This window comes from Mesorhizobium sp. ES1-6, from assembly GCF_020164775.1.
Classification (GTDB): Bacteria; Pseudomonadota; Alphaproteobacteria; order Rhizobiales; family Rhizobiaceae; genus Mesorhizobium.
Genome location: NZ_JAIUGU010000004.1, coordinates 301,202 through 321,225 on the forward strand (window position 1 = coordinate 301,202; position 20,024 = coordinate 321,225).

At 64.8% G+C, this 20,024-nt stretch carries 20 protein-coding genes and 1 pseudogene; 16 read left to right on the forward strand and 5 right to left on the reverse strand.

The features are described 5' to 3' along the window. Positions 1–12 precede the first annotated feature (12 nt). The 4 genes from pcaG to pcaD are packed head-to-tail and all read right to left on the reverse strand — an operon-like array spanning position 13 to position 2,581. Complete coding sequence (gene pcaG, locus LB564_RS13460) at positions 13–627, reverse strand: protocatechuate 3,4-dioxygenase subunit alpha (RefSeq protein ID WP_140705450.1); 615 nt, start codon at positions 625–627, stop codon at positions 13–15. Then, on the reverse strand, positions 627–1,379 hold the full coding sequence (gene pcaH, locus LB564_RS13465) for a protocatechuate 3,4-dioxygenase subunit beta (RefSeq protein WP_224538354.1): 753 nt from the start codon (positions 1,377–1,379) through the stop codon (positions 627–629). Before pcaH ends, pcaG begins: the two co-directional genes overlap by 1 nt. Beyond that, positions 1,372–1,782, reverse strand: a complete 411-nt coding sequence (pcaC, locus tag LB564_RS13470) for a 4-carboxymuconolactone decarboxylase (RefSeq protein ID WP_224538356.1) — start codon at positions 1,780–1,782, stop codon at positions 1,372–1,374. Before pcaC ends, pcaH begins: the two co-directional genes overlap by 8 nt. After that, the gene (pcaD, locus tag LB564_RS13475; RefSeq protein WP_224538358.1) at positions 1,775–2,581 is read right to left on the reverse strand and encodes a 3-oxoadipate enol-lactonase; all 807 of its coding nucleotides are present in this window, start codon (positions 2,579–2,581) and stop codon (positions 1,775–1,777) included. Before pcaD ends, pcaC begins: the two co-directional genes overlap by 8 nt. Before the next feature lie 93 nt (positions 2,582–2,674). Between pcaD and pcaQ the strand changes: the two genes are divergently transcribed. From pcaQ to LB564_RS13515, 8 genes and pseudogenes are all read left to right on the forward strand, one after another. Beyond that, positions 2,675–3,592 carry a pca operon transcription factor PcaQ gene (gene pcaQ / locus LB564_RS13480; RefSeq protein ID WP_224538360.1) on the forward strand — a complete coding sequence of 306 codons (918 nt, stop codon included), beginning with the start codon at positions 2,675–2,677 and terminating at the stop codon, positions 3,590–3,592. A gap of 138 nt (positions 3,593–3,730) precedes the next feature. Then, entirely contained in the window at positions 3,731–5,047 is a 1,317-nt protein-coding gene (locus tag LB564_RS13485) for an ABC transporter substrate-binding protein (RefSeq protein ID WP_224538362.1), read from the forward strand. Between the two features lie 21 nt (positions 5,048–5,068). After that, on the forward strand, positions 5,069–5,812 hold the full coding sequence (locus LB564_RS13490) for an ABC transporter ATP-binding protein (RefSeq protein ID WP_224538705.1): 744 nt from the start codon (positions 5,069–5,071) through the stop codon (positions 5,810–5,812). After that, positions 5,809–6,531, forward strand: a complete 723-nt coding sequence (locus tag LB564_RS13495; RefSeq protein ID WP_140705436.1) for an ABC transporter ATP-binding protein — start codon at positions 5,809–5,811, stop codon at positions 6,529–6,531. Before LB564_RS13490 ends, LB564_RS13495 begins: the two co-directional genes overlap by 4 nt. After that, positions 6,528–7,424 (forward strand): branched-chain amino acid ABC transporter permease, encoded by an 897-nt coding sequence (locus LB564_RS13500; protein WP_224538364.1) that lies wholly within the window; start codon positions 6,528–6,530, stop codon positions 7,422–7,424. Before LB564_RS13495 ends, LB564_RS13500 begins: the two co-directional genes overlap by 4 nt. Next, positions 7,421–8,479 (forward strand): branched-chain amino acid ABC transporter permease, encoded by a 1,059-nt coding sequence (locus LB564_RS13505; RefSeq protein WP_224538365.1) that lies wholly within the window; start codon positions 7,421–7,423, stop codon positions 8,477–8,479. Before LB564_RS13500 ends, LB564_RS13505 begins: the two co-directional genes overlap by 4 nt. A gap of 2 nt (positions 8,480–8,481) precedes the next feature. Beyond that, positions 8,482–9,264 (forward strand): annotated as a pseudogene (locus LB564_RS13510) (coniferyl-alcohol dehydrogenase); the annotation flags it as partial. Positions 9,265–9,305: 41 nt separating this feature from the next. Then, the gene (locus LB564_RS13515; protein ID WP_224538366.1) at positions 9,306–10,751 is read left to right on the forward strand and encodes an aldehyde dehydrogenase; all 1,446 of its coding nucleotides are present in this window, start codon (positions 9,306–9,308) and stop codon (positions 10,749–10,751) included. A 22-nt stretch (positions 10,752–10,773) separates the two neighbouring features. Here the strand turns inward: LB564_RS13515 and LB564_RS13520 are convergent, their stop codons facing one another. Then, positions 10,774–11,703, reverse strand: a complete 930-nt coding sequence (locus LB564_RS13520; RefSeq protein ID WP_224538368.1) for an aldose 1-epimerase — start codon at positions 11,701–11,703, stop codon at positions 10,774–10,776. 61 nt (positions 11,704–11,764) lie between these two features. Here LB564_RS13520 and LB564_RS13525 point away from each other — a divergent pair, with 61 nt between their 5' ends. The 8 genes from LB564_RS13525 to LB564_RS13560 all read left to right on the forward strand — a co-directional run bounded on the left by LB564_RS13525 (position 11,765) and on the right by LB564_RS13560 (position 20,022). Then, positions 11,765–12,556 carry a FadR/GntR family transcriptional regulator gene (locus LB564_RS13525; protein WP_224538370.1) on the forward strand — a complete coding sequence of 264 codons (792 nt, stop codon included), beginning with the start codon at positions 11,765–11,767 and terminating at the stop codon, positions 12,554–12,556. Next, positions 12,553–14,280, forward strand: a complete 1,728-nt coding sequence (locus LB564_RS13530) for an IlvD/Edd family dehydratase (protein ID WP_224538373.1) — start codon at positions 12,553–12,555, stop codon at positions 14,278–14,280. The genes LB564_RS13525 and LB564_RS13530 overlap by 4 nt, the downstream gene beginning before the upstream one ends. Positions 14,281–14,289: 9 nt before the next feature. Further along, positions 14,290–15,069 (forward strand): SDR family NAD(P)-dependent oxidoreductase, encoded by a 780-nt coding sequence (locus LB564_RS13535; protein ID WP_224538375.1) that lies wholly within the window; start codon positions 14,290–14,292, stop codon positions 15,067–15,069. A 29-nt stretch (positions 15,070–15,098) separates the two neighbouring features. After that, a complete protein-coding gene (gene araD1 / locus LB564_RS13540; protein ID WP_224538377.1) occupies positions 15,099–16,097 on the forward strand; it encodes an AraD1 family protein in 999 nt (332 codons plus the stop codon). A gap of 53 nt (positions 16,098–16,150) precedes the next feature. Next, positions 16,151–17,176, forward strand: coding sequence for an ABC transporter substrate-binding protein (locus tag LB564_RS13545; RefSeq protein ID WP_224538379.1), 1,026 nt, complete (start codon positions 16,151–16,153; stop codon positions 17,174–17,176). Between the two features lie 76 nt (positions 17,177–17,252). Further along, complete coding sequence (locus tag LB564_RS13550; RefSeq protein ID WP_224538381.1) at positions 17,253–18,356, forward strand: ABC transporter ATP-binding protein; 1,104 nt, start codon at positions 17,253–17,255, stop codon at positions 18,354–18,356. A 35-nt stretch (positions 18,357–18,391) separates the two neighbouring features. Continuing rightward, complete coding sequence (locus tag LB564_RS13555; protein ID WP_224538383.1) at positions 18,392–19,225, forward strand: ABC transporter permease; 834 nt, start codon at positions 18,392–18,394, stop codon at positions 19,223–19,225. Beyond that, positions 19,222–20,022, forward strand: coding sequence for an ABC transporter permease (locus LB564_RS13560; protein WP_224538385.1), 801 nt, complete (start codon positions 19,222–19,224; stop codon positions 20,020–20,022). Before LB564_RS13555 ends, LB564_RS13560 begins: the two co-directional genes overlap by 4 nt. Positions 20,023–20,024: the final 2 nt, after the last annotated feature.

The window sequence follows — 20,024 nt, forward strand, 5'->3', positions numbered from 1 at the left end:
TCGTTGTGTCCATCAACTGTCGAAGAAGACGGTTTCCTTCTCCCCCTGGAGATGGATGTCGAAGACATAGGCGTCGCCCTGGCGCTCGGCGATCAGCGTCGACACGCGAACGCGGTGCTCGATGCGCGCCAGGATCGGATCCTGCGCATTGGCCTCTTCCTCGTCGGAAAAATAGAGCCGTGTATGCAGACCGAGGTTGATGCCGCGCGCGACGATCCAGAGCGTGATGTGCGGCGCCATCAGGCGGCCGTCGCGGAACGGCACACGGCCGGGCTTGATGGTCTCGAACGAGCAGAGCCCGGTTTCCATGTCAGTCGGGGAACGGCCCCAGCCGTGGAAATTTGGATCGGCGGCGCCGCGCATCTCCGAAGGCGAATTGTAGAGCCCGTCGGCATCCGCCTGCCAGATCTCGATCAACGCGTCTTTCAACGGCGCGCCGGTGCCGTCGAGCACGCGAATGCGCAGGCCGATGCGTTCGCCCTTGGTCCTGTCGTTGACCATGGTCGCGCCAAGATCGCTCGCGTAGACGCCGTCGATGCCGCAGAAATTGGGCGTCAGCCCGATATGGACATAAGGTCCGGCGGTCTGCGAAGGGCTCTCCTTCGGCCGGTCGGGCGACTGCGCCATCAATTGCCCTCCGGCCTGTTCTCGAACAGCGTCGAGCGGCGCCCGCGCAGGACGATGTCGAATTTGTAGGCAAGCGCATCCATCGGGATTGTCGACTGCATGTCGAGCGCGGCAATCAGTGCTTCGACGGCCGCCTTGTCGCGAATGCCGCCGACGATCGGACAGCGCCAGATCAGCGGATCGCCCTCGAAATACATTTGCGTGATCAGCCGCTGCGCGAAGCCGTGGCCGAAAACCGAGAAGTGGATGTGCGCCGGCCGCCAATCGTTCGGGCCATTCGGCCAGGGATAGGGACCGGGCCGGATGGTGCGAAAGGCATAGGAACCATCCTCGCCCGTGATGGTGCGGCCACAGCCGCCGAAATTCGGATCGAGCGGCGCCAGATAACCGTCCTTTTTGTGGCGATAGCGGCCGCCGGCATTGGCCTGCCAGAATTCGAGCAGCGCACCGGGGACGCCAATTCCGCGCTCGTCGAGCACCCGTCCATGGACGATGATGCGCTCGCCAATGGCGCTCTCGCCTGGCCTGGCGAAATTGTGGATCAGGTCGTTGTCGCGTTCACCGATCATGGCATGGCCAAACACCGGGCCGGTCAGTTCCGACAGCGTGTTGTCGAATGACAGCAATGCCTTTTGCGGCGACCGCAGCACCGAACTCTTGTAGCCCGGCGTCAAGGCCGGCGGATGCCATTGGCGGTCGCGCTGGAAGAAGGCGCCGGTTTCCGGCGTCCGGTTGGAGCGGGGCTCAGCCATGGGCAGCCTTGTCTGCGTCCATTTCCGCAAACACCTCCTTGGCAATCTTGAAGGCGCGGTTGGCGGCCGGCACGCCGGCATAGATGGCGACATGCAGGAACGCCTCGCAGATATCCTCGCGCGTCGCGCCGGTGTTGGCGGTGGCGCGCACATGCATGGCGACCTCCTCATCATGGCCGAGTGCCGCCAGCAGCGCCAGCGTGACGATCGAGCGCTCGCGCTTGCTGAAGCCTGGTCTGGCCCATACCGTTCCCCAGGCCGCCTCGGTGATCAGGTCCTGGAAGGGTTGGTCGAAATCGGTGGCGGCGACCTCGGCCCGGTCGACATGGCGATCGCCGAGCACTGACCGCCGCACGGCAAGGCCCGTGCGGTACCTGGCTGCGTTGCCGGGGACTTCATCCATGGGTTTCTCCGCAGGGAAGCGAGGCGACGAAGTCGCGGATCAAGGTGGTGAGCGCTTCGGGCTGTTCGACGCACGGGATATGTCCCGCGTCGCGGATCAATTCGAAGCGCGCGCCGGGGATCAGAGCGGCCAGCGAGCGGACAAGATCGGGAGGCGTCGAGCCGTCCTGGTCACCGGCGACGCACAGCGTCGGCACCGCGATGCGGCGAGCCGCGTCGGTGAAATCCGCGTCGCGAACCGCCACGCAAGTCCCGATATAGCCGGCGGGCGCTTGCCGGGTCATCATGTTCCAGTAGCCGTCAAGCTCGGCCACCCGCGCCGCGTGGAAGGCGGGGGTGAACCACACTTTGAGCACGGCATCGGCAATCTCCTGGATGCTCTTGCTTTCGACCGTCGCGATGCGTGTATTCCAGCTTTCCATCGTGCCGATCTTGTGGGCGGTGTCGCACAGGATCATGGCCTCGACGATTTCGGGTCGCCTGGCGTAAAGCCCTTGCGCGATCATGCCGCCGACCGACAGGCCGCACAGCACGACCTTCTCCAACCCGAAATGATCGATGAGCGCCGCGAGATCGTCGACATGATCGTCGATCGACCTGATGTCGCCGATGTCGGACAGCCCGTGGCCGCGCTTGTCGTAGACCAGCAAGGGCATTTGCCCCTCAAGTGCGGTGACAATTTCGTGCCATATGCGGAAGTCGGTGCCGAGCGAATTGATGAATACCAGCGGTGGCGTGCTACCGTTCGCCGCGACATATCGGTGATGCAGCGTGATGCCGCCAAGGGTGACGAATGGCACGGTTTCAATCCTCCATCCCCACATTGCACAACGCATTTGGTTCGGTAAAATGATATTTTGCGCCGTTTCATTAACTCAGGGGTTATCAAACTCATGGCCGAGAGCCGCATCCGGTTCCGTCACCTGCAGGCCTTCCTGGAAGTCGCCCGGCAGGGCAGCGTGGCCCGCGCCGCCGATTTTCTGCATGTCAGCGCGCCGGCGGTGACCAAGACGCTGCGTGAACTGGAAGAGGCGCTCGGTGTCGCCATCGTCGAGCGGGATGGGCGCGGCATCCGCCTCACCAGGCTTGGCGAGATTTTCCTTGGCCATGCCGGCTCGGCGATTACGGCTCTGAAGCGTGGTGTCGATTCCGTGCGCCAGGACGGCGCCGTCAATCGCCATCCGATCCGCATCGGCGCGCTGCCGACCGTATCGGCGAAGGTCATGCCGCGGGCCATGAGCCTGTTCCTGAGGGAAAATACCGGAGCCGCGCTCAAGATCGTCACCGGCGAGAACGCCGTTCTGCTCGAACAGTTGCGCACCGGCGCGCTCGACCTCGTCGTCGGGCGGCTGGCGGCGCCCGAGAACATGACCGGCTTCTTCTTTGAGCATCTCTATTCCGAACAGGTGTTGTTCGTGGTGCGGGCCGGACATCCGTTGCTGGAGCCGGAGGCCGACATCTTCGCCAGCCTCGACGACTTCCCGGTGCTGATGCCGACACGCGAATCCGTCATCCGCCCGTTTGTCGATCGCCTGTTCATAACCAACGGCATGACCGCGCCGGCCACCGAGATCGAGACGGTCTCGGATTCGTTCGGCCGCGCGTTCATGCGGCAGAGCAATGCGGTGTGGATCATTTCGGCCGGCGTGGTCGCCAACGAGATCGCCAGCGGCGCTTTCGTGGCCTTGCCGGTCGACACCGAGGAAACCAAGGGGCCGGTCGGGCTGACGATGCGCACCGATACAGCCCCCTCGCCCGCTTTCTCCATCCTGCTGCAAACCATTCGCGAGGCGGCAAGGCCGGGCAATTGAGCCCTGGACGGCCGACAGGCCCTCCGGGCCATCGAAAATCTGTTAACCCAGAGGTTAATGAAATGCGGCAAAATATCATTTTACCGAACCAAAACGCTGGTGCACTGTACCTATGGAGGAGCCATAAGGGAGGAACACATGACCCAATTTATCGGCAGCAGATCCATTGTTCGTGACGTGTCGCGGCGCCAGTTCATCGCCACCTCGATCGCCGGCGGCGCGGCATTGGCACTCGGCGGCAAGAAGGCCTTCGCGCAGGCCGCCGACACGCTCAAGGTCGGTTTCGTCAGCCCGCGCACCGGGCCGCTGGCCGGCTTCGGCCAGACCGACGGCTATGTGCTGGATCTCGCCCGCAAGGCGCTCGCCGGCGGTCTTGAGATCGGTGGCAAGAAATACAGCGTGGAAATCCTCGACCAGGATACGCAATCGGATCCCTCCCGCGCCGGCCAGTTGGCCAAGGACCTGATCAACAACCAGGCCATCGACCTGATGCTGGCCGTCTCGACGCCGGAGGTGATCAATCCGGTGGCCGATGCCTGCGAAGCCGCCGGTGTGCCGTGCCTGTCGACGGTCATGCCATGGGAAGCCTGGTATTTCGGCCGTGGCGCCAAGCCGGGCGCGCCCTCGCCGTTCAAATGGACCTATCATTTCGGCTTCGGCGTCGGCGAGTTCTTCAAGACCTACATCTCGCAGTGGAATCTGATCGAGACCAACAAGAAGGTCGGCGTCATGTATCCCAACGACGCCGACGGCAACGCCATCCGCGCCAATCTGGCGCCGCTCTTGGCCAAGCAGGGTTTCACCATCGTCGACCCGGGCGCCTACGAGACCGGGACCACCGATTATTCCTCGCAGATCGCGCTGTTCAAGCAGGAAGGCGTCGAGATCTTCAACTCCTTCCCGATCCCGCCTGACTTCGCCGCCTTCTGGCGTCAGGCGGCACAGCAAGGGCTGATCAAGCAGATCAAGATCTGCCAGGTCGCCAAGACCGGGCTGTTTCCCTCGGATATCGAGGCGCTCGGTGATCTCGGCGCGAAGATTTCCAGCGCCGCCTATTGGCACAAGGCCTTCCCGTACAAGTCCCCGCTGACCGGCGTTTCGGGAACCGAGCTTGCCGACGGCTATGAGGCGGCGAGCGGCAAGCAATGGACGCAGCAACTCGGCGCATCGATGTCGCTGCTCGACGCCGGCTTCGAGGCTTTGAAGGCGAGCACCGACGCCAAGGACAAGGCGGCGGTCGCCAAGGCGCTGAGCACGCTCAAGACCGAGACGATGATCGGCAAGGTCGACTTCACCAGCGGCCCGGTGGCCAATGTCTCGCCCGGACCGATCATCGGCACGCAATGGATTGCCGCCAAGGAAGGCAGCAAGTTCCCGCTCGACTATGTCGTGACCGAGAACGCCACTGACCCGAAGGTGCCGGTCGAGGCCAAGCTTCTGCCTTACAACGGCTGATGGACCGCTGACGAGGACCGTCTGGTGACCCATCCGCAACAACAGGCCGTTCTCGCCGCCGCCGGCATCCACAAGCGCTTCGGCGCGCTGGTGGTGCTGGATGCCGTCGATTTCACCATGTCGACCGATGAGGCGGTCGGCATTGTCGGGCCGAACGGTGCCGGCAAGACGACGCTGCTCAGCGTGCTTTCAGGCGCCTTTCCGCCAAGCTCGGGGACGGTCAGCTTCAAGGGCGGCGACGTGACGTCCCTGCCGGCGACGCAGCGCTGCCGGCTCGGCCTGGTGCGCACGCACCAGGTGCCAAAACCGTTCAGCGGCATGACCACCTTCGAGAATGTCTTCGTCGCCGCCTCGCATGGCGCCGGCCTCGCCCGCGACGAGGCCTATGAGGAGGCGCTCGGCTCGCTGAAGCTGTGCGGCATGCTTGGGGTCGCCAACCGGCGCGCCGAGACGCTAGGGCTGCTCGATCGCAAGAGGCTGGAACTGGCGCGCGCATTGGCGGCCCGGCCGACGCTGCTGCTGCTGGACGAGATCGGCGGTGGCCTGACCGATGGCGAAGCAGGCGAGCTCGTCGACACGATCAAGGAATTGCGCCGGCGCAAGATCGGCATCGTCTGGATCGAGCATATCGTGCACATCCTGCTGCAGGTGGCCGAGCGGCTGATCTGCATGGATGCGGGCAAGATCATCGCCGATGGCGACCCGCAAACGGTGATGGCCGACCCACAGGTGATCCACGCCTATCTCGGCGGAGGCCCAAAATGAGCCTGTTGTCGGTGGAGAACCTGGTTGTCCGGCACGGCCTGCTGCAGGCGGTGCGCGGCGTGAGCTTCAGCGTCGAACGCGGCGAAACGCTGGCGCTGGTCGGCGCCAACGGTGCCGGCAAGACGACGCTGCTCAGGGCCATCGCCGGCGCGCATCAGCCGGCGGCCGGCCGCGTGCTGCTGGATGGTGCCGATCTCACCAGCGTGCCATCGCACAGCCGCGTCGGCATGGGCATCGCGCTGGTGCCGGAGGGGCGAAAACTGTTCGTGCGGATGACGGTCGAGGAGAACCTTCTGCTCGGCAGGACCGCTGGGCGGCCAGGCGAGTGGAGCGTCGACAAGGTGCTCGAGATGTTTCCCAATCTGAAACCGCGCCGCCACGCCAGGACGGGTTACCTGTCGGGCGGCGAGCAGCAGGCGACGGCGATCGGCCGGGCGCTGATGAGCAATCCGGATGTCCTGCTGCTCGACGAGGTTTCGCTTGGTCTTTCGCCGCTGATCGTCGACCGCGTCTATGCGGCACTGCAGGGGCTGATCGCTTCAGGCACCACGATCATCCTGGTCGAGCAGGATCTCAACCGCGCGCTGTCGGTCTCCGACAAGGTCATTTGCATGCTGGAAGGGCGCATCGCGCTCGCCGCGGACAGCAAGAGCGTTTCGCGCGACGAGGTGACGAAAGCCTATTTCGGCCTGCATAGGCAGAAAGCCGAGCCGGCATGACCAACCAGATCATCCAGGGCGTGCTGCTCGGCGGCTATTACGCGCTGATCGCCTGCGGCCTGTCCTTCATGTTTTCGGTGATGCGCATCATCAATCTCGCCCATGGCAGCCTTGCCGTGTTCGCAGCCTATGCACTGTGGTGGCTCGCCTCGCGCTTCCACATCCCGCCGTTTTTCGGCCTGCTCATCGTCTTGCCCGTGATGGCCGTGATCGGCTGGGCGTTGCAGCGCTTCCTGCTCGAACGTAGCGCGCGCGGCGGCGCGCTACTGCCGATCCTGACCACGTTCGGCCTCGCCATCGTCATCGACAATATGCTGTTCGAGCAGTTCGGAGCCGACACCCGGTCGCTGGCGCCCTTCATCGGCAGCCTGTCCTATGATTCCTGGGAATGGCCTGGCGGCATCTATGTCGGCAAGCTCGCGGTGATCATGTTCGCCACCGCCGTGATCCTGCTTGGCGGGCTGCAGCTGTTCCTGACCCGCACCCGGCTCGGCCGCTCGATCCGCGCCACGTCGGAAGACCCAGACACCGCCGGCCTGGTCGGCGTCGATGCACGGCGTGCCAACGCCATCGCCGCGGCCATCGCCATGGTCACCGTCGGCCTGGCTGGCGCCTTCCTCGGCATGCGCGCCACCTTCGATCCCTATGCCGGCGCGCCGCAATTGCTGTTTGCCTTCGAGGCGGCGGTTATCGGCGGCGCCGGGTCGCTGTGGGGAACGCTGATCGGCGGCATCGTGCTGGCGCTGGCCCAGACACTCGGCGCGCAGGTGCATCCGCAGGGATTTCTGATCGGCGGCCATGCCGTGTTCCTCGTCGTGCTGTTCGTGCGGCTCTCGGGGTCGGGCCTTGGCCTACGCGGCCTGTTGCGTCTGCCTTCCCGGAGCGCGCCATGAGCGCGGTTTCGCCGATCATCGAGCGCGGTACGGCGACATCGCGGATCGCGGCGATCGCCGTCGCACTCATCATCGCGCTGCTGGCGACGGCGCCGCAATTCCTCTCGGCCGGCGCGGTCGACCGGATGACGGCGCTGTTCATCTATGTAATCCTGGCGGCGATGTGGAACGCGCTGGCCGGCTTCGGCGGGCTGGTCTCGGTCGGCCAGCAGTTGTTCTTCGGGCTCGGCGCCTATTTCGCCATCCGGCTGGCCGATGCCGGCCTCAACCCTCTCCTGGCGCTGTTTGCATCGGGACTTATCGTCGGCGCCGTCTCCTGGCCGCTGTCGCTGTTCATGCTGCGGTTGAGGAATGGCGAGTTCGCCATCGGCATGTGGGTAATCGCGGCGCTGACCCATCTGCTGGTCAATCTCGACCGGCTGGTGCAGGGCGAGACCGGCACCTCGCTGATCTCGCTCAACGTCTACGATGCTGGCACGAGACGAACCACGATATACTGGTTGGCGCTGGTGTCGATGACCGCCCTGCTTGCCGTCCTGTTCGGCCTGCTGCGCGGCAGCACGGGGGCCGCGATCCGCGCCATCCGAGACAATGAGGACGCCGCCGCTTCGGTCGGCGTGCGCGTCACCGGCACCAAGCGGCTGCTGTTCGTGCTGGCCGCCTTCGGCATCGGCATTGCCGGCGCGCTGTGGCTGGCGACGTCGATCACCTTCCAGCCGAAAACCTACTTCAACGTGCAGTGGACCGCCTACATGATCTTCATGGTGCTGGTCGGCGGCATCGGCACTTTCGAGGGCGCCATTCTGGGTGCCTTGGTGTTCTTCCTCATCGAGACGTGGTTTGGCGGCGCGGGCGTCTGGTACCTGGTCGGCCTCGGCGCTATCGCCGTGCTGTTCTCGCTGTTCCTGCCGCGCGGCCTGTGGGGCACGATCGAGGAGCGCTTCGGCCTGCGCCTGCTGCCCGTTGGCTACCGGGTCAGGCTGCCGGCGGACGTCGCCGAAGACGGCAAGACGCCGTCGCCACGGCAAGCCACAACGCATCGGGAGAAGGCATGACCATGCTTTTCGGCAAGACGATTCTCATTACCGGCGTTGCCTCCGGCATCGGCGCGCGGACGGCGGAACTCGCCGGCCAGCTCGGCGCCGACGTGATCGGCGTCGATGTACGCGAGCCGGCCGCACCGGTCGACAGTTTCGTCAAGGCCGACATCTCGTCCAAAGCGGGCGTCGATGAGCTCATCGCGCGCCTGCCGCAGCGCATCGATGCACTCTGCAATGTCGCCGGCCTCTCCGGCAACACCGGTGCGGCCTCGACGCTGGCCGTCAACTTCTTCGGGCTGCGGGCGCTCTCGGAAGGGCTTGCGCCGAGACTTCGCGAAGGCGGCGCCATCGTCAACGTCGCCTCGATCGCCGGTTATGGCTGGCGCGCCAACCTCAACCGCGCCGCCTCGATGGTCGGCATCGGGGGTTTTCCCGATATCGCCAAAGTGGTCGCCGACCACGCGGTCAGGAACGAGGAAGGCTATCCCGTCTCCAAGGAGTTGCTGCTCTTGTGGACCATGCGCGCCGCGCATCAGGAGCTGTTCAGGCGCCGAGGCATCCGCGTCAATGCGGTGAGCCCCGGTCCGGTCGAGACGCCTATCCTGAAACAGTTCCGCGGCGTGCTCGGCGATGCCCGCGTCGACAGCGACATCGCCCGGGTCGGGCGTGCCGGCACATCGGGCGATATCGCGCCCGTCGTGCTGTTCCTGTGCTCGGATGGCGCGCGCTGGGTCAACGGCGCCAATGTGCCGGTTGACGGTGGCCTCGAAGCATCGATCAATGCCGAAGTGCTCGGCTTCCAACATCCTGAGAAGCTCCATCGAGAGCGAGGGAAAGAACAATGGATATCGGACTTCTGATCAACGGCGACGAAAAGGCGGCAACAGGCAAGGCTTCCTACGAGCGCATGGACCCGTTCACCGGCAAATTGGCGACGCGCGCGGCGGCGGCAAGCATCGCCGATGCCAACAGCGCCGTCGACGCGGCCGCCGCTGCCTTTCCCGCCTGGTCGAAGACCGGGCCTGGCGAGCGCCGCGCACTGCTCTCCAAGGCGGCCGACGTCATGGCGTCGAAAGTCGGCGAATTCACCAGGCTGATGATGGAAGAGACAGGTGCGACCGGCCCCTGGGCCGGCTTCAACGTCATGCTGGCGGCCAACATGCTGCGCGAGGCGGCCGCCATGACGACGCAGATTTCTGGTGAGATCATCCCCTCCGACAAGCCGGGGACGCTGGCCATGGCGATCCGCCAGCCGGCTGGCGTCTGTCTCGGCATCGCGCCATGGAATGCGCCGGTCATTCTCGGTACCCGCGCCATCGCCATGCCGATCGCCTGCGGCAACACGGTGGTGCTGAAAGCCTCCGAAATGTGCCCCGGGACGCACCGGCTGATCGGCCAGGTGCTGGTCGAGGCGGGCCTGCCCAAGGGCGTCATCAATGTCGTCACCAACGACCCCAGGGACGCCGCCGGTATCGTCGAGGCGCTGGTCGCGCATCCCGCGGTTAAGCGCGTCAACTTCACCGGCTCGACCAAGGTCGGCCGGATCATCGCCGAGCTCGCCGGCCGGCACCTCAAGCCGGCGCTGCTCGAACTCGGCGGCAAGGCGCCGCTTTTGGTGCTGGACGATGCCGACATCGACGCGGCTGTTAACGCCGCGACCTTCGGCGCTTTCATGCATCAGGGCCAGATCTGCATGTCGACCGAGCGGCTGATCGTCGACGAAGGGATCGCCGACGAGTTCGTCGCCAAGCTCGCCGCCCGCGCCTCGCAGCTGCCGGCGGGCGACCCGCGCGGTCATGTCGTGCTGGGCTCGCTGATCAGCAGCCAGGCGGCTGACAAGATGGAGGAACTCGTTGCCGATGCGGTGGCCAAAGGCGCCAAGCTTGTCGCCGGCGGCAAGCGTACGGGCACCGTGGTCGAGGCAACGCTGCTCGACCACGTGACACCGGCGATGCGCGTCTATTCGGAAGAATCCTTCGGGCCGGTCAAGCCGGTGATCCGGGTGAAGGGCGAGGATGAGGCCGTGCGGGTCGCCAACGACACCGAATATGGCCTGTCGTCAGCCGTCTTCAGCCGCGACATCAAACGTGCGATGGCGGTCGCCGCCCGTATCGAGGCCGGCATCTGCCACATCAACGGACCGACGGTCGGCGATGAGGCGCAGATGCCGTTCGGCGGCGTCAAGGGCTCCGGCTATGGCCGCTTCGGCGGCAAAGCCTCGATCGCGGAATTCACTGACCTGCGCTGGGTGACGATCGAAGATCCGGGCCAGCACTATCCGTTCTGACCCAGCTTCGGGCTGCCGAGGCTCAAACACCCAGTGACGGCGTGAAGCGAACGCTGGCGGATGTTATCTGACCGGGCGCCAGCACGATGCAGCCGGTTTCGATCTGCTCGTCATCCATCCGGTTGAAAGCATCGGTGATGTTGCTGACCGGCTCGGCGCAAAAGAACGGCTCGCCCGGCGGCGTGTAGAGGACGAGACAATCGAGCGGCGCCTCCGCCTCTATGTTCAACTCCCGCCCCTGCTCCGGCCAAGAAATCCGGGCGCGGCGCGCCCATCCGGTGAAGATCGTGTCGAAGTCCACTTCCGACACGTCAAAGCCGATGGATGGATCGGCCCCGGCAGGCGGCTGGACATGCCGGACAGGCAGGACCTCCGCATCGGTTTCCCACATGCCTGACACCCGGGCCTGGACATGCGTCCACGGTGTCGACGGGAAATAGGGATGGAGGCCGAAGCCGACGGGCATCGGCGCGTCCGACAGGTTGCGCACCGCAATGGTCATGCAAAGCCTGCCATCGGCCAGCGAGATCGCTTGCTCGGCTTCATAGCTCCATGGCCAGGAATCGGCGGCATGGCGGTAGCGCAGGACGATCGCGCTGGCTTGGTGGCTCACGACGCTCCATGGGTGACGCCAGCCATGGCCGTGCTCATGATGTGGATCGTCAGGCTGGCTGGGCAATTGGATGGAACGCCCCGCGAATTCGAAGCGGCCACCTCTGATACGGTTGGAGTAGGGCACGAGCGGAAAGCAGGCCATGGCGCCGGCATCGCGACGGCTGATCGCCGCCGGATCGGCGGGCCGCAGCCAATCCACGGCAGTGCCATTTGGCCACCAGCGATAAGACGCCAGCGCTCCGCCAGCGGCTGGAGCAATGTCGACCGTCGCGATGCCGTCACTGATCGAGAGCAGCTCCGTCTCCTGCGAGACGGCCACGGCGGAATTCTTTGTCATTGGCTCTCTCCGATCCCTTGACTCCAAGTGCCACGGCTATAAGACATATCATATGAATAGTATGAAGAATACCAAAACGTTCAGCACGGCTCGCACCTCAAGGGTCGCGGTGGCGGTTTCCAGCGGCTCCACGGCGCTGCACGCCACCGTCGTCGAGCAGATCGGCTTGCGCATCGTGCAGGGCGATTTCCTGCCCGGCGAGGCGCTGCCCAATGCCGACGATTCCAGCGAGATGCTGGGCGTCAGCCGCACGGTGCTGCGCGAGGCCATCAAGGTGCTGGCGGGCAAGGGGCTGGTCGAATCGCGACCGAAGACCGGCACGCGGGTGCGTCCGCGCTCCGACTGGAATTTCCTCGACCCCGACGTCCTGTCCTGGCGCTATGCCGGCGGTGTCAGCGCCGAGGATGTGCGGGCGCTGTTCGAATTGCGCCGCGCCATCGAGCCGATGTCGGCGGCCCTTGCCGCGCAGCGCGCGACGCCGGCGCAGATCGCCGATATCCATGCGGCGTTGGCCGAGATGGAGGCGGTTGTCGACGACGGCGACCGCTTCGCCAAGCCTGACCTTGTGTTTCACCAGACTATTCTGCGCATGACCGGCAACGAGTTGATCGGCTCGCTGGCGGCGCTGGTGGAGACCGCATTGGTGATGAGCTTTCGCCTCTCCAACGACAATCCGGAAGGGCAGCGCCATTCCTTGCCGCTGCACCGGGAAGTCGCCGAGAAGATTGCCGCCGGCGACGACGCCGGCGCGCAGAAGGCGCTGCTGGTGCTCATCGACAATGCGGAAGAAGACGTGCGCCGCAGCGTCGAGAACCGCAACAAACGCCGCAACGACCGGGGCCAGCAATCGTGACCGAGACCAAACGCAAACTGCGGTCCGAAGCCTGGTTCGGCGGTGAAGGCAAGAACGCCTTCATGCACCGCAGCTGGATGAAGAACCAGGGCATTCCCGCGGATGCTTTCGACGGTCGCCCGGTGATCGGTATCTGCAACACCTGGTCGGAACTGACACCATGCAATGCGCATCTGCGCGCGCTGGCGGACCACGTCAAACGGGGCGTCTACGAGGCCGGCGGCCTGCCGCTGGAGTTTCCGGTGATGTCGCTGGGCGAAAGCAACATGCGCCCGACCGCCATGCTGTTCCGCAACCTGGCCAGTATGGATGTCGAGGAATCCATCCGTGGCAATCCGATCGACGGCGTCATCCTGCTTGTCGGCTGCGACAAGACCACGCCGGCGCTCCTGATGGGGGCTGCCTCGTGCAACCTGCCGACCATCGCCGTCTCCGGCGGGCCGATGCTCAACGGCAAGTTCCGCGGACAGGATATCGGCTCGGGCACGCATGTCTGGAAATTCGCCGAGGAGGTCAAGGCCGGCCGCATGCCGGTCGCCGACTTCCTCGCCGCCGAGCAGGGCCAGAGCCGGTCGGCGGGCAGCTGCATGACGATGGGCACCGCTTCGACCATGGCCAGCATGGTGGAAGCGCTCGGCATTGGCATGCCGGACAATGCCGCGATCCCGGCGGTGGATTCGCGCCGTGGCGTGCTCGCCCAGTTGGCCGGACGGCAGATCGTCGATCTGGTCCATCGGGACGTCACGATTGCGCAGATCCTCACCCGGCAGGCTTTCGAGAATGCCATCCGCGTCAATGGCGCGATCGGCGGCTCGACCAATGCGGTGCTGCATCTGATCGCCATCGCCAACCGGGTCGGTGTCGATCTCGGCCTCGATGACTGGGACCGCCTTGGCCGCGACGTCCCGACCATTGTCGACCTGATGCCGTCGGGCCGGTTCCTGATGGAAGATTTCTACTATGCCGGGGGGCTAGCTGCGGTCATGGCGTCGCTTGATGAAGTTGGGCTTCTTCATCGCGACGTCATGACCGTCAGCGCCAAGACGATCGGTGAACTGATCGACGGCGCGCCCAACTACAACCGTGAGGTCATCCGGCCGCTGAGCGAGCCGCTGACCAAGGAGGGCGGCATTTCGATCCTGCGCGGCAATCTGGCGCCCAATGGCGCCGTCATCAAGCCGTCGGCCGCGACCCCGGAGTTGATGCAGCATCGCGGCAAGGCCGTCGTCTTCGAGAACATCGAGCACTACCATGCCCGCATCGACGATCCGGAACTGGATATCGATGCCTCCTCGGTGATGGTGCTGAAAAATTGCGGGCCACGCGGCTATCCCGGGATGGCCGAGGTCGGCAACATGCCGCTGCCGGCCAAGCTGCTCAGGGAAGGCGTCTCCGACATGGTGCGCATTTCGGACGCGCGCATGAGCGGCACGGCCTATGGCACCGTCGTGCTGCATGTGGCGCCCGAGGCCGCGGCCGGCGGTACGCTGGCCCTGGTTCGTGACGGCGATATCATCGAGCTCGACGTCGCCGGCCGCCGGCTGGAGCTTTTGGTGTCGGATGAGGAACTGGCGATCCGCCGCCGTGACTGGAAGCCGCCGGCGCCGCCGCAGGGCGGCTACCAGAGCCTCTATGTCGAGCGCGTGCTGCAGGCCGACAAGGGCTGCGACTTCGACTTTCTCGTCGGCCGGCGCGATGCCGGTATCCCCCGGCATTCCCATTAGAGGCGCGCGATGACGGATCAGATCGGTAGCTACGCGACCTACCCCAGCCTCAAGGACCGTAGCGTGTTCATCACCGGCGGCGGCAGCGGCATCGGCGAAAGCCTGGTGCGCCATTTCTGCGCGCAAGGCAGCCGCGTTGCCTTCGTCGATCTGGCCGAGGAGCCTTCGCGGCGCCTGATCGATGCGATCGCGGCCGAGGGACACCCCGCGCCGCTGTTCATTGCCTGCGACCTGCGCAATGTCGAGCAGCTGCAGGCGGCAACCGTGCAGGCGATGCAGCACAACGGCCCGATCCAGGTGCTGTGCAACAATGCCGGCAATGACGACCGCCACCAGACCAAGGACGTTACGGTAGCCTATTGGGACGACCGCATGGCGGTCAATCTGCGCCACCAGTTCTTCGCCGCCCAGGCGGTGCGCCCGCAAATGAGTTCGCTGGGCGGCGGCTCGATCATCAATTTCGGCTCCATCACCTGGATGGTCGGCGATCCCGATTGCCCGGCCTATGTCACCGCCAAAGCCGCTGTCTACGGCATGACGCGGGCGCTGGCTCGCGAACTCGGCCCCGAGCGGATCCGCGTCAACTGCATGGTGCCTGGCTGGGTCATGACCGAGCGCCAAATACGGCTGTGGCTGAACCCGGCCGGCGAACGCCAGATCGCGGAGAGGCAATGCCTGCCCGACCGGCTGCAGCCTTCCGATATCGCGCGCATGGCGCTGTTCCTCGCCGCCGACGACAGCCTGATGTGCACGAGCCAGCAGTTCATCGTCGATGCCGGCTGGGTGTGATCCGTACGGTCTCAAGGAGAAGGTTTTTCATGCGTCTCGTTCAGTACACAACGCTCGATGGCGGCAGGCGGGTCGGCCGCGTTTCCGATGACGGCAATCGGCTACACACGCTCGACAAGACCAGCAGCGTGCTGGAGCTCGCCGAAGCAGCGATCGCCCAGGGCACGTCCATCGCGGCGCTGGCCGAGAAGCGGACCGGCACCACGACGGTCGACTATGACGAACTGCTGCGCGATGGCCGCGTGCTCGCCCCCGTCGACCATCCGGAGCCGGCGCGCTTCCTGGTCACAGGCACCGGCCTGACCCACACCGGAAGTGCCGCCGCGCGCAACCAGATGCACTTGCTGACACATGGCGAGGAGGCCGAGGAATCGGATTCGCTGAAGATCTTCAAGATGGGCCTGGAAGGCGGCAAGCCTGGCGCAGGCAAGATCGGCATCCAGCCCGAATGGTTCTTCAAGGGTGTTGGTACCTGTGTGGTTCCGCCTGGCGCCGACCTGCCGATGCCCGCATTCGCGAAAGCTGGCGCGGAAGAGGCCGAGATCGTCGGGCTCTACCTCAATGGGCCGGATGGCCGCCCCTACCGCATCGGCTATGCGCTCGGCAACGAATATTCCGACCATGTGACCGAGGGCGAGAACTACCTTTACCTCGCCCACTCCAAGCTGCGCTCCTGCTCGATCGGCCCAGAGCTTTTGGTAGGCGACCTGCCCGAAGAAGTGCGCGGCCATTCCCGCATCCTGCGCGACGGCGCGGTCGTCTGGGAACAGGAATTCCTGTCGGGCGAAGCGCACATGTCGCACTCGATCGCCAATCTCGAACACTTTCATTTCCGGTACCCGATGCACCGCAGGGCGGGCGACCTGCACGCCTATTTCTTCGGCGCGGCGGTGATGAGCTACGCCTCCGGCATCAAGACGGCCTCCGGCGACGAGTATGAAATCCAGGCACCGGCATTCGGCAAGCCACTGCGCAACCGGATGGTTTCGGCGCCGGACGAGGGACTGGTCACCGTCACCCAACTGTGACGGCAAGAGCCCCGGAAATTGCGGTCCACCAGAACGACAATGGGAGATTAAAAATGGGACTGAAGAAAGCATTTCTGAGACTGGCGACGATCGGGCTCGGCATCGGCCTGATGACATCGGCGGCGCTCGCCGCGAACCTTCGCGTGCTGGCCTGGGACGGTTACGCCGATCCGGACTGGGTGAAGGACTTCACCGCCGCCACCGGCATTGGCGTCGATGTCGTCTTCATCGGCAGCGATGACGAGATCTGGGCCAAGATCAAGGGCAGCGAAGGCCAGGACTTCGATGTCTTCGCCGTCAACACCGCCCAGCTGCAGCGCTACATCAAGGCCGATCTGGTCTCGCCGATCGACATCACGAAATTGCCGAACCAGAAGGAGGTGCTGCCGCGCTTCCGCGATCTGTCGCAGGTCAGCGGCGACACCAAGGACGGCAAGGTCTACGGCATTCCATTCTGCTTCGATTCCATCGGGCTGATCTACGACACCGACAAGGTCAAGCCGGCGCCGACCTCGATGTCGGTGCTGTGGGATCCGGCCTACAAGGGCAAGATCCTGGCCTACGACAATGGCGAGCACAATTTCTCGTTCACCGCGCTGACGCTCGGCTACAAGGATCCGTTCAACCTCGATGCGGAGCAGATGGCGGCGGTCAAGACCAAGCTGGTCGAACTCAAGCGCAATGTGCTGAGCTTCTACACCACCGCCGACGAGGCGCAGCAGATCTACCAGAACAATGACGTCGCCCTGATCTGGGCCAATTACGGCCAGCAGCAGGTCAAGGCGTTGCAGAAGATCGGCGCCCATGTCGCCTACGTCAACCCGAGCGAAGGCGCGCTTGCCTGGCTCGACAACTGGGTGATCTCCAAGGGCGTCCGCGACAATGCGGCGGCCGAGAAGTGGATCGACTTCATGCTGAGCAAGAAGATCGGCGGCGAGCTTTCCGAGCGCACCGGCTTCGGCAACACCGTGGTCGAGTCGAGCAGCGCCGGCGGCAACGACAAGCTGGTCTGGCTCAACAATGTCGAGGATCCGCTCAAGCGCTCGGATCTGTGGAACGAGGTCAAGGCGACACCCTGATCCTTTCCGCACCTGATTTCGAAGGACCCGGCGGTCCGGACGTTCTGGGCCGCCGCGGCGTATGCGAGACTATTCCATGAGCCAGAACACCGACCTCTTGACGCTGCGGTCCGTCTCGAAATCCTACGGCACGGTTCCCGTGCTGCACGACATCGACCTATCGATCCGGGACGGCGAGTTCCTCACCGTGCTGGGACCGTCAGGCTCGGGCAAGACCACGGTGCTGCGGTTGATCGGCGGGCTGGAACCGCTGACCGCGGGCGAGATCCGGCTGGACGGCCAGGACATCAGCCGCATGCCGATCAACAAGCGGCCGTTCAACACCGTGTTCCAGGACTATGCGCTGTTCCCCCACATGACCGTCTCCGGCAATGTCGGCTACGGGCTTTCGGTGCGCCATATCAAGCGCAAGGAGATCGCGCGCCGTGTCGCGCAAGCCCTCGAACTGGTCCAGCTCGGACGTTTCGCCGAGCGCTTCCCGGCGCAGCTTTCCGGGGGCCAGCGGCAGCGCGTCGCGCTCGCCCGGGCGCTGATCTGCCAGCCGCGCCTGATCCTGCTCGACGAGCCGCTGGCGGCGCTCGATCTCGAACTGCGGCGGCAGATGCAGGAATTCCTGAAGTCCATCCAGCGCGAGATCAAGACCACCTTCCTGTTCGTCACCCACGACCAGGAAGAAGCGATCGGCATGGCCGACCGGATCTGCGTCATGCAGGCCGGCCATATCCGCCAGCTCGGCACGCCGCACGAGCTCTACTACAAACCGAATTGCGAGTTCGTTGCGCGCTTCTTCGGCGAGAACAATCTGGTGGCCGGAGAACTCGGTCCCGTGCAGGGCGAGCAGCGGCTCATCGAGACCGCGCTTGGGCGCCTGGTCTGCTCGATCAGCGATCAGCCGCATCTGAAAACCGCACCGGACGGCGCCAGCGCCTTCGCGGCGTTCCGTCCCGAAGCCTTGCGCCTTGCGGATGCCAATGATGGCGGCAATCGCTTTTCCGGCACGATCGCCGACCTGGCCTTTGCCGGTTCGTCGACGGTCGCCACGATCATGGCGGGCGAGGACAACGCCGCGCAACGCTTGCGGTTGCGCATGCCGAGCCGGATCGACGGCAGTATTTTGAAATCAGGCGAGACGGTCTCGCTTTCGTTCGCGCCGCATGAAGGCCATCTGGTGCTGGCATGAGCGGAGCCGGGTCGACACATGCCGCGGAACGGCGATTGTCGCAGCTGATCACGGTGCTGGCCTTCGCCTTGCCAGTGGTCTTCGTCCTCGTGCCGCTGGCGATCTTCCTGGTCTACAGCTTCTTCAGCGTCGACCAGGGCACGATCGTCCATGCGCCGACGCTCGGCAACTATGTCAGGTTCTTCACCGATCCGATCTTTCTGCCGGTGTTTTGGAACACGATCGTGCTGTGCGTGTCGGTGGCCGTCATATGCATCCTTCTCGCCTATCCCGCCGCCTATTTCCTGACGACGCTGAAAGGGCGGTGGCGCTATGCCTTGCTGATGCTGCTGCTGGTGCCGCTGCTGATGAGCTACGTCATCAAGATCTACGCGATCCGCAGCATCCTCGGCCTCAACGGCTTCCTCAACAAGGCGCTGGTGGCGCTCGGCATCCTGGATCAGCCTTCGACGCTGTTCGTGTTCAACATGAACGCCATCCTTTTGACGCTGAGCCTGCTTTTGATCCCCTTCGCCATCCTGCCGATCTTCCTCTCGCTGGAGCGGATCCCGCAGACCTTGCTGCGCGCCTCCGACGATCTGGGCGCCAGCGGCCTGCAGACATTCCTGCGCATCACCTTGCCGCTCAGCCTGCCCGGCGTCGCCTCGGCGGCGAGTTTCGTCTTCGTGCTGGCGATCGGCGATTTCCTGACGCCGCAGATGGTCGGCGGGATCAGCGGCTTCACCTTCGGGCGTATCCTCTACAGCCAGTTCGGCACGGCCTATAACTGGCCGTTCGGCGCGGCGCTGTCGGTGGCGCTTGCGATCGTGGTGATCGCCGCCATTCTCATCGGCGAACGGTTCGGACGCAGCCGGGGGACGTCGGTATGAGTGCCCTACCCCGGCCTTCCACGATCTTCCTCGCCGCGATCACGACGTTGGTCGCGGTGCTGCTCTACAGCCCGCTGTTCGTGCCGATCGTGTCGTCGTTCTTCATCATTTCACATGGCAATGTCGACTGGTCGTCGCCAACCCTTTCGACCTATGTGGCGCTGGCCGAAAACGACGACATATTGGCCGCTCTGCGCACCACGCTGATCGTCGGCGTCTGCACCGTCATCCTCTCGGTGGTCAGCGGAACGCTGCTGGCACTCTACTATCACGGCCGCCGCTCAGGCCGTTCGATCCTGCAGTTCATCATCTTCCTGCCCTTCCTGATGCCGCCCATCATCAGCGGGCTGGCGCTGCTGATCTTCTTTCGCGAAATCGGCCTCGAACGCTCGTTGCTGACGGTCGTCATCGGCCATACGGTGTTCGTGCTGGCGATCGTCTATCGCACTGTGCTGATGCGGCTGCAGTCGATGAGCCGCACGCTGGTCGAAGCGTCCTACGATCTCGGCGCCAACGGCTGGCAGACCTTCTGGCGCATCATCCTGCCGAACCTGTCGAGCGCGATGGTCGGCGGCGCCATCCTGGCCTTCGCGCTGTCCTTCGACGAGACCATGATCACCATCCTGGTCACCGGCACGCAAAGCACGCTGCCGGTCAGGCTGTGGGCGATGATGCGGCTTGGCTTCTCGCCCGACATCAACGCGCTGGTGGCGCTGATCCTCATGTTCACCGTGCTGCTGTGCGTGCTCGCCGCCCGTTTTCTCATTCCCAGACAGATGGCGACGGAACGGAATTGAGG

Coding starts and splice junctions, on each gene's coding strand:
- pcaG (WP_140705450.1), bottom strand. CDS start 627: ATGGCGCAGTCGCCCGACCGGCCGAAGGAGAGCCCTTCGCAGACCGCC.
- pcaH (WP_224538354.1), bottom strand. CDS start 1,379: ATGGCTGAGCCCCGCTCCAACCGGACGCCGGAAACCGGCGCCTTCTTC.
- pcaC (WP_224538356.1), bottom strand. CDS start 1,782: ATGGATGAAGTCCCCGGCAACGCAGCCAGGTACCGCACGGGCCTTGCC.
- pcaQ (WP_224538360.1), top strand. CDS start 2,675: ATGGCCGAGAGCCGCATCCGGTTCCGTCACCTGCAGGCCTTCCTGGAA.
- LB564_RS13485 (WP_224538362.1), top strand. CDS start 3,731: ATGACCCAATTTATCGGCAGCAGATCCATTGTTCGTGACGTGTCGCGG.
- LB564_RS13495 (WP_140705436.1), top strand. CDS start 5,809: ATGAGCCTGTTGTCGGTGGAGAACCTGGTTGTCCGGCACGGCCTGCTG.
- LB564_RS13500 (WP_224538364.1), top strand. CDS start 6,528: ATGACCAACCAGATCATCCAGGGCGTGCTGCTCGGCGGCTATTACGCG.
- LB564_RS13505 (WP_224538365.1), top strand. CDS start 7,421: ATGAGCGCGGTTTCGCCGATCATCGAGCGCGGTACGGCGACATCGCGG.
- LB564_RS13515 (WP_224538366.1), top strand. CDS start 9,306: ATGGATATCGGACTTCTGATCAACGGCGACGAAAAGGCGGCAACAGGC.
- LB564_RS13520 (WP_224538368.1), bottom strand. CDS start 11,703: ATGACAAAGAATTCCGCCGTGGCCGTCTCGCAGGAGACGGAGCTGCTC.
- LB564_RS13525 (WP_224538370.1), top strand. CDS start 11,765: ATGAAGAATACCAAAACGTTCAGCACGGCTCGCACCTCAAGGGTCGCG.
- LB564_RS13535 (WP_224538375.1), top strand. CDS start 14,290: ATGACGGATCAGATCGGTAGCTACGCGACCTACCCCAGCCTCAAGGAC.
- araD1 (WP_224538377.1), top strand. CDS start 15,099: ATGCGTCTCGTTCAGTACACAACGCTCGATGGCGGCAGGCGGGTCGGC.
- LB564_RS13545 (WP_224538379.1), top strand. CDS start 16,151: ATGGGACTGAAGAAAGCATTTCTGAGACTGGCGACGATCGGGCTCGGC.
- LB564_RS13550 (WP_224538381.1), top strand. CDS start 17,253: ATGAGCCAGAACACCGACCTCTTGACGCTGCGGTCCGTCTCGAAATCC.
- LB564_RS13560 (WP_224538385.1), top strand. CDS start 19,222: ATGAGTGCCCTACCCCGGCCTTCCACGATCTTCCTCGCCGCGATCACG.